This window comes from Candidatus Lokiarchaeum ossiferum, from assembly GCA_025839675.1.
Lineage (GTDB): Archaea > Asgardarchaeota > Lokiarchaeia > Sigyniarchaeales > Promethearchaeaceae > Lokiarchaeum > Lokiarchaeum ossiferum.
This window is the reverse complement of the sequence record CP104013.1, coordinates 1,397,427-1,410,132: the sequence shown is the minus strand read 5'-3', so window position 1 is coordinate 1,410,132 and position 12,706 is coordinate 1,397,427. Positions and strand designations below refer to the sequence as shown.

10 protein-coding genes are annotated in these 12,706 nt (G+C 30.2%); 7 read left to right on the top strand and 3 right to left on the bottom strand.

The window, feature by feature from the left end; genetic code table 11:
* The first annotated feature begins 36 nt into the window (after positions 1–36).
* From NEF87_RS05655 to NEF87_RS05645, 3 genes are all read left to right on the top strand, one after another.
* Positions 37–165: a hypothetical protein gene (locus NEF87_RS05655; RefSeq protein WP_457919021.1), complete on the top strand. Its 129-nt coding sequence runs from the start codon at positions 37–39 to the stop codon at positions 163–165.
* Entirely contained in the window at positions 143–727 is a 585-nt protein-coding gene (locus tag NEF87_RS05650) for a hypothetical protein (RefSeq protein ID WP_457919020.1), read from the top strand. The genes NEF87_RS05655 and NEF87_RS05650 overlap by 23 nt, the downstream gene beginning before the upstream one ends.
* A 141-nt stretch (positions 728–868) precedes the next feature.
* Positions 869–1,615 carry a tyrosine-protein kinase family protein gene (locus NEF87_RS05645; protein ID WP_457919019.1) on the top strand — a complete coding sequence of 249 codons (747 nt, stop codon included), beginning with the start codon at positions 869–871 and terminating at the stop codon, positions 1,613–1,615.
* Positions 1,616–1,740: 125 nt separating this feature from the next.
* Here the strand turns inward: NEF87_RS05645 and NEF87_RS05640 are convergent, their stop codons facing one another.
* Positions 1,741–4,002 carry a tetratricopeptide repeat protein gene (locus tag NEF87_RS05640; RefSeq protein ID WP_457919018.1) on the bottom strand — a complete coding sequence of 754 codons (2,262 nt, stop codon included), beginning with the start codon at positions 4,000–4,002 and terminating at the stop codon, positions 1,741–1,743.
* A 163-nt stretch (positions 4,003–4,165) separates the two neighbouring features.
* Here NEF87_RS05640 and NEF87_RS05635 point away from each other — a divergent pair, with 163 nt between their 5' ends.
* Both NEF87_RS05635 and NEF87_RS05630 read left to right on the top strand, forming a co-directional pair.
* Positions 4,166–4,390 (top strand): hypothetical protein, encoded by a 225-nt coding sequence (locus NEF87_RS05635; protein ID WP_457919017.1) that lies wholly within the window; start codon positions 4,166–4,168, stop codon positions 4,388–4,390.
* A 244-nt stretch (positions 4,391–4,634) separates the two neighbouring features.
* On the top strand, positions 4,635–5,969 hold the full coding sequence (locus NEF87_RS05630) for a hypothetical protein (RefSeq protein WP_457919016.1): 1,335 nt from the start codon (positions 4,635–4,637) through the stop codon (positions 5,967–5,969).
* A 55-nt stretch (positions 5,970–6,024) separates the two neighbouring features.
* Here the strand turns inward: NEF87_RS05630 and NEF87_RS05625 are convergent, their stop codons facing one another.
* Positions 6,025–7,395 (bottom strand): radical SAM protein, encoded by a 1,371-nt coding sequence (locus NEF87_RS05625; protein WP_457919015.1) that lies wholly within the window; start codon positions 7,393–7,395, stop codon positions 6,025–6,027.
* A gap of 296 nt (positions 7,396–7,691) precedes the next feature.
* Here NEF87_RS05625 and NEF87_RS05620 point away from each other — a divergent pair, with 296 nt between their 5' ends.
* Positions 7,692–8,420 carry a hypothetical protein gene (locus NEF87_RS05620; protein ID WP_371805418.1) on the top strand — a complete coding sequence of 243 codons (729 nt, stop codon included), beginning with the start codon at positions 7,692–7,694 and terminating at the stop codon, positions 8,418–8,420.
* Positions 8,421–8,510: 90 nt separating this feature from the next.
* On the opposite strand, the gene NEF87_RS05615 is transcribed toward NEF87_RS05620, so the two are convergent.
* Positions 8,511–9,809, bottom strand: coding sequence for a DUF418 domain-containing protein (locus NEF87_RS05615; protein WP_457919014.1), 1,299 nt, complete (start codon positions 9,807–9,809; stop codon positions 8,511–8,513).
* A 133-nt stretch (positions 9,810–9,942) separates the two neighbouring features.
* Here NEF87_RS05615 and NEF87_RS05610 point away from each other — a divergent pair, with 133 nt between their 5' ends.
* Positions 9,943–12,621 (top strand): glycosyl hydrolase 2 galactose-binding domain-containing protein, encoded by a 2,679-nt coding sequence (locus NEF87_RS05610; protein ID WP_457919013.1) that lies wholly within the window; start codon positions 9,943–9,945, stop codon positions 12,619–12,621.
* The last annotated feature ends 85 nt before the right edge of the window (positions 12,622–12,706 follow it).

Here is a 12,706-nt window from a genome sequence, read left to right as displayed (position 1 = left end):
GTTTTTTTTTAGTAATTTTCTTATGGGGTGAAAGGTATGAACTTAGTACAAATTATGCTTCCATCAAAAATCTATCGTACTATTGTAACATATTTATATATCAATATGACCTTTACTTACATAATTTATGGAAGGGAAAAAATTGGCCAAAAAACCTGTGGATAAAGACCTCTCAAATTCGAAAATTATTGTTCGAATTGATTTGAAGGATGACGATCTTGTGCACTTTCAATCTTTGAAGGAAAAAATTGCTGTGAAAAATAGTACAAGCGTCCAAAATATTCAAAATACTAACGTTATTCGCGATGCAATACGCAAAACCAATACTCTCTATGATGTGTATAATATTTATTTAGAGAAGGATCTCGCAAATTCTATAACGAAAAATATCAATTCTCCTTCATTTCGAAAAAAATATTCCATTAAAACAATACAGCAATTTGTAGATACTTCCATTTCTAATTTTCTAAATGAAATTGACAAAGAGCGCAAGAATTTACGGGAAAATCTTTATGAAATTTTAACGGATTTAAATCCTTTCTGTCGAGAAATTGCAATGATACTAGTCGAATTAGATGATAATTCTGGTAAAATAACCCTAAAGAACATAATCGAAAATACAAAGAGGGAAGAAAATATTATTCTCGCTGGTTTAGACCTTCTTATAGCTGATGGATATATTGAGAGTATGGATTATAAGGGGGAGAAAATATATTGGATTCCATAATCAATACCCATAAGAATATAAAGGTATAAATTAATTTCTCAATAAATGAACCCGATTTTGACTCCAACTTCATACAATTGTGTCCATTTAAATAATCATTAAAAAAATAATCCGCATCAAATATTCTTTGGTGATAAATTTATGAAAAGAATAACAGTACATTCATTTCGCGGGGGAACTGGTAAATCTCTAATAGCACTTAACCTTGCAACGAATTTAGCAAATAAAAATAAGCGGGTATTATTAATTGAAACTGATATTAGTATGCCCTCATTTATTGAAATTTTGAAAGTAAACCCAAAATTTACTTTTAACGACTATTATGAAGGTAATTGTGATTTATCCAAGGCAATCTCAAAAACTAATCATGGATTTTCAGTCATTTGTTGTGGTTATAATTTTTCTCTCAATGATAAAGTTTTTTCTGTTGACCAATCTTATCATGGAAAACGATTGAAATTATTTTTAGGTGACTTACGAAATCTATCCTCTCAATTTGATTATTGTATAATTGATTCCAGTCCAGGATGGGGATTTATTCAAATTAATAATGGCTTAATCGCAAATAAAATTGTTTTAATTTTACGAGCAGAATTAAACAATTTTAAAGGTACTTTAAAGATGGTTCAAGATGTTTATCAAAAAACATTTGCTTTAGGAAAAGAATTTGCTGTTTTCTGGAACCAAATTCCAAATGTAGATGCAATGGGTGGCCTAATTTCGAATTGGGAAAAAAAATTTTCATCGGAAATGAAGATTGCTAATTTTCTTTATATGAATTATTATGACGAAATCGCTTTCAATATTGCTCAGGGAAAACACATTTTGAAGGATAATGCTATCTTTCAAAAAAATATCTCTCAGTTAACTGATTTTTGTTTTTCTTAAATTAGATATTAATATAAATTGCTATTTATCCTCCATTTTTTTATATTTTTATTGGAATAAACCAGAAGTAGCATAATAAATTGGAATAAAGTGGGTATAAAAAAAAAACACGCTTGGTAATTTCTCTAAGATAAGATCTTAATAGATTCATCTAAATATTGATGAATAACATTCAATGGTACCTTCAAATTTTCTTTTTGCCTATTTTGAGTGTCTTTTTGCTCAGAGAAATCATATATATCTGAAAATAATTCACAATGTTTTTGAATTAAATCGGTGATTTCTTGTTGCCGATCAATATATCTTTTCAGATTATATTTTTGTAATAAACTTGTTAATGAAGATATTTTTTCTCGTGCTTGTTCAAAATCAAAATCTCGACTTAATATTAATCCTTGAATGAGTTTTATTTCAATTTCGAAGATTAAGTTAGGATTGTCTGCGATTGAGCATTCAAGCTGTTGAATAACACCAAGCGCTTGTTTGATTTGATCTGAGTCAACTAAAAAACGAATTTTGAGCAAGTTCACTTTATACTTAAGATTTAGAAATTGTTTTTCTTTCAAAGTGGTCTCAAAATCATTTAAGGCTGTGAGATCTAAGGAATTTGAATTGTATTTATGCATTAATTCTAAAAATATGAGTTTTATTTGATTTCCATATAACAATGAAATTTTATGGGTACCTAAATGGCTCATCATTATGTCTTTCCAATTGTTGTATTCTTTTTCATCTTTGTTAATCATGCAAAATTCGAGGAGATGTACCAAAACTGATTGGAAAATACCTCCAAAAGATCCCTTTTCTGCCAATTTTTCATAAGTTTCGATGAGTATTTTTTTTGCTTCATCTGTTTTATTTTCAAAGAAATGAATTGATCCAAGAATTTCATTAATTTCACTAAAAGTTGATAATGATTCCCCCCGAACTTGTTTATTGTAAACTGAGAGTAAGATTTTTTTTGAAATATTAACTTGACCAATTCCCAATCGTATTTCTGCTTCATGAAGGTAAAAATTTGCCAATTCATCGGGAGATGAATTTTGGTTTAATTTTTCTTTTCCTTTTTCTAATAATGTTAATGATTTCTGATAATTTCCCTGCATAAATGAAAGTTTAGCTTGATAACTAATAATGGAAAGAATAAAATTATCCATGGATGTATCTTGAGCATAATGATTTGCTTCCTGTAATAAATTCAAGACTTCTAAAAGATTTCCTTGAGAAAGCTTTAATATTGCTAAATTCAAGTTCCCTGCAGCAATAGATGATAAAACATTATGTTTTTTAGCAAGTTCAATTTCGGAATTATAAAATTCTTCTGCCTTATCAAATTGACCTATATCTTCTGACAGATTTCCTAATGCTTCGAAAATATTAATTATTTGAATTTCATTTGCTTGAAGACGATTTCCTTCCAGAGCTGATAAAAAATGTTGCTTAGCTTCCAAATAATTCCCCAACTTAACTAGTGATAATCCAGTCAAATAGGATATATAAGATTGAAATTTAATACTTTTTAAATCTTTGGCTAATTGAAGTGCCTGTTGTTGATATTTCACGCTCGAAATATAATTCTCATTATAATAATCAAGAAGTCCTAAATTCATTGTAACTTTCATTTGAATGAGCTTAGTTCCAATCCCAAAATAATAAGAAAGTAATTTTTTGAGTTGATTGCGATTAGTTTCCTCTTTTTCAGGAGATAATAATTCTGTACTAATTAAATATCTTTGAATCTCACAATATCCAAAAAGGTCTTTTTGAAAATTAATTACTTTTTCTATTTCAACAAAAATTTCATCGATTATTTCTGATTCTTTTTCAATATAAGGTATAATATTTATTGCACAAGAATAGAGCAATGCTTTTGTTAATCTAAATTCTTCTGAAAGAAGAAGAATTTCCGACTTGATATTCAAAAATTCATCAAATACATGTGAAAATTTACGCTGATCACTTAATATTAAGAAATGAGGATATAGAAATTCAAGATTAAGAAGGTTATCTGTTGAATGTTCCAATTTCTCTTTTAAATAATCATGAATTTCGTCTACCTCTGGAGTAATTTTTCTGGAACATAAATAAGTTAGATACCAAATTAATTCACCAATATTATCATTTTGGAAGATTACTTTTCTATTTTTAAAATGCGGATTGGATTCAAAATACTGCATTTCATACAAGATATATGCATATTTTGCCTTTAAATATGCAATTTCGGTTTCATCTCGTTTATTTTGAAGTGTCAAATCGGATAATATATTAAATTTCTCGCGATATTGGTGTGTGATATCATGATTCACTATATCTTTATATTTCAGTTCAATTTTTTTTTTTAATTCATTTGAAAAACGAATCTTGTGTCCATCAAAATCAGTTAACAATTTAAAATCACTATTATTAATTTTTCAAAATTAAAAATGTATTTGGAAGCTATAAAAATGCCCTAAATATGTACTAATGTTGGAAAAATTTTATATAGACAATTCATTATTTTGATAGTATAAACAGATTTTTAATTCGAAAAATCTTGGAGAATAAGAAAAAATGAAGAAGTGGACAAAACCCGTAATTCGTAATATAATTTCAGAATTTAATCCTTCATGTGATTGTCAGATGAATGACCCAGGTGGCAAAGTTTCTGGAGTTTGTTATGCAAGCAACTGCCAAGACCCAGCAAATTGTGATTGTTATTCGGCCAATTGTGATGATTGTTATTGTAATTGTGATTGCGATTGTTTCGATATTCCTGGGGATGTTTCTGGAGAATAACCCAAGAAATCAATAACTTTTTTTCTATAATTTTATCAAAATATTATGAACGTGGGAGATCGGTTTCACTACAATGGATTCTGGATTATATATAATTTTCCGTATTTTCATTTTCTCCTCTTTTGCGTTCACAATTCCAATTATGTTGTGGTTTTATGGTCTTTTTCAGTTTAAGAAGATAATTAAACCTCCCTTTTGGAGAATATTCGCATTTTCATTGCTTGGATTTTTAGTTTTTTTCATAATGTCTCAAATCTTTTTGGATAAAGTGCTTTCTATTGGGGATAATTCGTTTAAAATCAAAAATATCCTATTCTCTATTTATGGAGTTTGGTCGATTTTATCTTATTCTCAAATTCTTATTCATATTGATTCTATCCTTTTAAAGAAAAATAAAAGAATTCTTGTCCTCCTTCTTCATTTCTTTTCAATTTTACTTGGTATTGGTTTATATGTAATTTATTCTTTTGATAAACGGATATTTTCCTTATCATTTGTATCTCTTTTCTTAATAACTCGAAATAGCTGGTTTATTTTAAATCAATTAATAGAATTCGCAATTAACAAAGATTGGCCCGCTTTCAATATCTTAGGTGTTTCTCCAAACCTTATTCTGGCAATTCATTTTCGAATGACTTTTAGAACAAAACTATTCAATTATTTATCAGAACTTTTCTGGAAAAAAAAAATTAAGAATCTCTATTGGATATTATTACTTTCTGCAACATTTTTGGAATTTTTTTGGTTTTTTACGAACAATCCAATTTCAATTTCATATATTTTTTCTGATGCTTTTAATTACTCAACCTATTTACTTTTATCTCTATTTCTTTCCATATTTCATGAATGGGGTCATTTAATTGCTGCCAAAATGTATGGCGGATTTGGGTCTTATATTTCAAAGTTGAATTCTCTTATTAATGTTGAGACTGTTCAAATTCCACTTTTGCTTTTTACTCCAAAAGAAAGAATAAAAATCGCTATAATGGGTACCTTGTGGTGTAATCTCGTTATTTTATTTCCCACAGTGCTCTCAATTATTTCAGTTAGAAGTGGAAATCTTTTCAACGAAAAATTTGAGTTATTTTTGTTTACAATGGTATATTACGCAGTAATAAGCACTACATTCTTTTTTCTTTCAATTTGGTCGGGAGGCGATATTAATAACATTATTCGGGACGTATATTTAATCATATCGGGAAAACAACAAATTCCCAAAACCATATTCAATAGTGAATCTGAAATTAATTACTCTGATGAGAATATAGATTTCAAATTAATAGAAACGCAAACATATTCCTTTCCAAAACATGTGTTATTAAAACATGTTAATGAAAATTCATATTATTTTTTAGATGAGAAAAAACAAACCGCTTTTTTCATTAATGATGTTGCATATGAAATTACTAAAATTTTACTTGAATTAAATTACTGGTCATTAGCTGATATTTTGACTCAGTTGAAACAATCTTTTGATTTGGAAGAAAATGAAATGGGTGAAGTTAAAGCGGATTTGAGTGAATTTTTAACATATCTTGGTAATCGGGATTATTTGATACAAAATGAAAAATCAATTTGATATAAAAATTGTTTTTATTTTTTGAGTGTCTACGGATTACGACAAGAAATTGAGATCAGAATTGTAAAATGTCTGCTTTAAGAAAATTTTCAATGCAATTGAAAACGTCTCCTCTAATTTCTTCGATTCCAATAGAGAAATCTTTGCTTAATTTTATTAGAACTGATTTCACAGAACTTGGATGTTTGAATTCATTCAATATCGCCAAGGCAGATTCATTTAACTCTTTATATATGAATCCATTTTTTCCAAATCCTCTTAAAATAACGTAACTATTTAAATTTCTTCGAAATAGCTCTCGATTTGCAGTCAAAATGCTTTGTTCATCAAATTCACTTGATAATGATTGGTTCTCTTTCTCTCCAAGAATTTTGATTTTTTGCTTAATTAATGCAATTGATTTATTTCGCCTCTCTTCATCAAGAGGAAATAGGGGATCAAATGAATTAATTGCACCATTTCTTACCAATCCGCTTGCTCTGCATCCTCCACAACAAAGTATTCGAATTCCGCAATCTTGACATATTTCGGGAGTGATTACTGATGAATTAAATAAATCTTCAATTTTTTGAGATAGGATTTTGATAGAATCCGTTAATATATTTCCAATTGTATTACTTAATTGCGGACAAGCCCGAATGTTACCTTCTGGACTCAAAGCCCAAATTGATTTTCCCAAAGAACACCCACAGCGATTAAATAGATTCAGGATGTCATTGGAGAGGTTTTCTTCATCAATCATACAAAATGGGATACCATTTCCGAGTCCAATGGGTACTTTTAATTCTCTTTTTATTTTGAGAATTTCATTGAAAAGAGAATGGTATTCTTTAATCGTTAATCCAAAGGATGAAGTACTTTCTGATATTCCACAAGGATCCGTGTATCTTCCTACTTGTAGATAACAACCCAACTCTTTTGCAAATTGTGCAACTTCTCGGATATGATGGAAATTAATTTTAATTGGAACAAATTGTAGAGAAATATTTAGATTATAATTTTTGCGTGCATCAATTAGATTTTTTCGAACTCGATCAAAGGTTTTAACTTGAACTAATTTTTCAAATAAAGAATTAGTGCCATGGAGAGAAACAAGTAGGCGAATTTTGTAGTTCGCTAAAAATTGGTTAATTTCAGGTGTTAAAAGCGATCCATTTGTATTGATACTTATATCTAATTTCCTTTTTTTTGCATATTCAATAAAAGGAAGAATTTCAGGGTGGAGAAATGGTTCTCCACCGGTGATAATAACATTCTTAACTTTCAGTTCAACGAACTTGTCGATAATTTGCTTATAAAAATCGAAAGATATGTATTCTTTATTTTTTGAATTGTCAAAAACCTGATGTTGATTGTAACAAAAAATACATCGATGGTTGCACTCAGAAGTAATTTCAAAATGGACAGTAGATTTTTCAAATAACATGAGTTAATTTACACCAAAAAAAATCAATCGTTTCTCTGATATTTATATTATTAATATTAAGCTTTTCAAAGTTTGCTTTAATCTAAAAATAAAAATTATCTTTCAATTGAGTATGTTAATGGAAAAAAATGTGTTTTGAAAGGATTATAGCATATTTTAAGAAAAGGTCTTCTTATTCCATTTTTTTTATAGTTTAAAAAACATAAATGATGTCTCTTTTCCAATAAGGGGAATTCAATTCTTTCCTTCTTTTCAGCGATCAAAACAATTAAATTTTCCAAGAATTAGCTCACATTATGGGAAATTTTTATTATTTTGGTCATGTAAAAGGTAAACAACCTGCTCTTGACAACGAATTTTATTCTAAAGTTTTACCAACGATGTTTGTTGCAGCACTTCTTTGGTTATTATCTACTCTCTATTTCAGTGGATTGTTCGGTGCTCCTGCTTTAGATCTCACCACTTTTTCCATTCCTCAAATAATCATTGCATTATGTGTGTTTGTAGGTGTTTGGATTTTACTCATGATTTTTACTTTCTTACGAGTTAATTTAATTGCCATGGTATTGTTCTTCATTTCTGCACTGGGATCTGGAGTTTTGTTGTCGTTTGTTGTATCCTTTGTAGCGGAAGATTTGGGTGAAGAATTAACCCGAAGTCTTTTCATAACGAGTGCATTAATTGGTGTTTTTGCCACTGGTGGAGCCATGGCCTTGGGCATTTTATTGAAAGACAAGATTTCTAAACATTATTGTTGGTATTTCTTGTTATTTGGTATTCTATTTGGAGTGTTAGAAGTAGTTATAATTGCCATATTTGGAGAAGGAGAAAATAATATTGTCGTCGATTTACTAATGTTTGGCTATTTATTTGGAGTGATGGTCTTTGATGCCGCAACCTTACCGGGGAAAATAAAACGTGGTTATTGGATGATGGCTGTTATTGATATTTTCTTCGATTTTGTTGGAATGGTGCTACGAATTTTCATGATTCTGAGTAAATTGGCGAGTAAAAAGAAAAAATAAAACAATCAATATTACCAAGTTAATTTTTCAATTCATTTTTTCTAAATGAAGTCAATAATTTCTTCATTTTCTAATTCAAATTAATTTGTTCTATACCTTATATTGAATAGGTCGATTCTTTTTTAACAGTTTTTTGGAACACCATTCAAAAGAACCAATGAATTCGCTCTTTTTCCAGAAAAAGGCTATTAACATCCACATAGCTATACACAAAATTCCAAACAATCCCACCATCCAGACATTTGTTTTCCATTCTATTCCAAAAATCAAATCTATAGGAAGAATCAATATTTCTGCGAGCAAGGGTTCTAAAATATAAATGGTTAAACTAATTTTTCCGAAAGTAACAATGCCATTTGATGGCTTACTTTTAGTTTCATCTATTTTCTTGGCTGAATAGTCATAAATTTTTAAACAAATCCATTCGAAAAGCATGAAGAGAGCCACTCCCACACAATTAATTGCAGTAGTCATCAAACGATCTCCAAAATCGGTATCGGTATTAAAAACGACGACTCCAATTAATCCGATCACTAACCAAATCAAAATCGATTTGCGAAATTTCTTTTTAATTATGAGTAAATTCTCTTCAGAAGCAATTAACAATCCAAAATAACTCCCAAACAACCCGAAACTGAGATACGGAAAGAGACCAAATTCGGTTGTAAACCCCCCCAAAATAAATGCTGCGAAATAATTTTCGTCTGAATACAACTGAGAATAAAAAGGATGTCCCCAAAATTTAACGAAAATTGATAAGATAAAGAACATTACTCCTAAAATGTATAAAATGCGCAATTTTTGTTTCATATTTTGATTGTTCTTATTTTTAAAGAGCAAATAAAGAATTCCTGTGACGATAGTTAAATTGATCCCTAATACAAAAAGGGTACCTGTTTGCGTAAGGATGGACCAAAACCATGTGAATTCTCCTTGGTATTTCAATAAACTTGGAAAGATACCTATGGGAAATTCCGGTTCTAAACCCGATGAAGTACTTGTAAATCCATTCATAAAAAAGATCCGTTGGATATAATTTAAACCGATTAACCAAAACCCCGAAATGATCCCAATTTTAGTGTATTGTTTAATTTTTTCATGATCTTGGGTTACACGGTGATAGAAATTGTATGTATTTACCGTAGCAGAGACAACATAAAAAATACCTGCCATCATAAAAAAAACGATTGTTACAATTATTAATACTACTCCAATACCTTGATCCGTAAATAAGTTCTCTCCATTTTCCATACCTGTCCAAGTATAATGAATTCGGTGGACGAAGATAATGATCATTATTGCAAATCCACGTAAAAAATCAAATGCTTGAATCCGTCGTGTTGAATTTAAGGGATTATGCATAATTATTTGTTTTTCTTCTATGCTCATATTAATCTTTCGTTTAAGTTTACTTCAAAATGGCGGTAGAAACCTAAGAATGTTTGCGACATTTCTGTGCAATTAAGATATCTCTTAAATTGCAAGCAGTATATTTATCTTGATAAACATCAAGATCAATTCGATGAATTCAGTTTCTTCAACGAACCTATTATCTCCACAAAATCTCTCCTTAAATAAAGGTTGGACTATTCAGAACTCTTCCATTAAACCTATTCATATAGATGTTCCTTGTACTGTATTAGAAGTATTAGAGGAAAGAAATATTATTTCAGATCCTTTTTATGGTAATAATGAAGGGCACATTTCATGGGTCTTTGAAGAAGATTGGATTTTCATTAAAAAATTTTTTATTTCTAATGAAATTCTGTTGTTTGAACAAATTGAGCTTATTTTTCATGGTTTAGATACAATAACTACAATTTACTTAAATGATAAAGAAGTTAGCTCAACGAAAAATATGTTCCGTAAATATGAATTCGATATTAAAAATTACATCCATGAAGGATTAAATGAACTCAAGGTCCAATTTCATAGTCCAACAAAGTATGTTGCGAAGAAAATTGAAAAAGAACATATTAAATTAAATACTGGTTATGCTGGGATTCCTGGGGCTCCTTATCTCCGAAAAAGCCAATATTCCTTTGGCTGGGATTGGGGACCTAAATTTCCAGATATTGGTATCTGGCAACCGGTGGAAATCGTATCGTGGAATAAGGTCAAAATTAATTCCGTCAACATAAAGCAAAAACTCAATTTTTCTAAACACAAAGTCCATTGGAAAAAATCTATTTCTTCAATACAACCGGTAGTAGATTCAGCTGAAGTTTGCATTGATCTTGAACTTGATGGAAAAATACCCCTTAAGAATATGGCAGATGTGGATATTGAGACAAGCATTCTTCTAGATTCGCAAATAATTTCTAAATTTTCGCAAAAACTTGAAACTTCATCTTCTTCTCAGCAATTAATTATTCAAAATCCAAAACTATGGTGGATTATTGGGCTTGGAGATCAAATTTTGTATACTCTTCAGGTAATTATTCGTTCTCATTCATCTTCTTTAGTATTGGATGAGAGACAGTTGAAATTTGGAATTCGAGAATTGCAATTGATCAGACAACCCGATCAATGGGGTGAAAGCTTTTATTTTTCACTAAATCGAGTTCCAATTTTTGCAAAAGGTGCCAATTGGATTCCGATTGACAGTTGCATTCCCCGTGGAAAAAAGATGGGTCTTTATGAAATGAATCTCCATGCGGCGATAGATGCTAATATGAATTTTCTACGGGTCTGGGGTGGTGGGATCTATGAAGATGACTTGTTTTATGATTTATGCGATCAATTAGGGATTTTAGTGTGGCAAGATTTTCCCTTTGCTTGCGCAATTTATCCTTACAATGATGAATTCCTAAAGAATGTAGAGGTTGAGGTGATACAGAATATAAAACGCATTCGAAATCATCCTAGTTTGGCATTATGGTGTGGTAATAATGAAATTGAACAGTTGTGGCCTTTACTCGCATTTGAATCCCGCCTTTTAGGTAAAAAAGTCCATCGTAAATTTAAAGTGGGATATCACAAATTATTTGAGCAAAAACTCCCTTTTCTCACCGAAAGGTTTGATCCTTCTCGCTCCTATTGGCCCAGTTCTCCTTCCAATGGTTTTTCCGAAGGAAAGAAGTTTAAAGGTTCCCTCTTGAATTTATTGAAGAGTAATCAAGCTCATACTGGTGACTCCCATTTTTGGAAAGTCTGGCATCAGAGTGCTCCTTTTTCTGCTTTCAGAAAATTTAATTCTCGATTTATGTCAGAATATGGATTTGAATCTTTTCCTTCTTTGAAGACTATTAAATCGTTTTGTCCTGATTCAGAACTTGATTTTTTCTCTTCAATTATGGAAAACCACCAAAAAAATTTGGCTGGAAATGCTAAAATTCTAAAATATATGAAGCGGCGTTTTAAAATTCCTTCTTCTTTTGAGAGTCAAGTGATCTTATCCCAAATAACTCATGGTGAAGCATTGGAATATGGAATTGAACATTGGCGTCGTCATCGAACAAATTTTGAATGTATGGGCTCTCTCTACTGGCAATTGAATGATTGTTGGCCTGTAGCTAGTTGGTCTTCGGTAGACTATTATGGTCGGTGGAAAGCCTCTCATTATTTTGTAAAACGTAGTTATTCCCCGCTCCTCATTAGTATCCAGGAATCCGATAGCAAAGTGGAAATTTGGGGTACCAATGATTTGCAATATCCCGTGCAATCCTCTGTGAAGTGGTCTATTCAAAATCATTTAGGGGTTATCAAGTATCAAAATTCAGTGGAAGTTAATTTGGACCCTTGCTGTTCGATTCTAATAGACAAAATCACACTAAAGCAACTCTCTATTTCTCGACGTGAATTAAAAAATCATGTTATTTTCTATTCTACACAATTCAATGGAATTGAATCCCTAAGGGATCGAGCATTTGGCTTCCGATTGTTTAAGGAACCTAAATCATTTCCCTTACAAAACCCGGGTATTAATTTTGATTTATTTCCAATAAATTCTGAAGAAAAAAAAATACAAGATCGCTTTTCCTTTCAAATAAAGATCAGTGCTAAAAAAATTGCTCTATATGTTCACTTTAAAGTGCAAGATTGTGATTTTATTGTTTCTGATAATTATTTTAGCTTGCATCCAAATGAGGATCGAGTAATAACAATGAAAATTCTATTGAACAAACAAGGAATTACAAAAAATCTTGAGGAATTACAAAAAAAAATTTCCATTGAATCATTATTTTCTTTAATGAGATAAGGTTCATTTGCATTTTATAAATTGGAAGGAATCTGTTTAGTGAGATTCTAATTAACCAATTTTGCACAATAAGTGCAATTTTTGG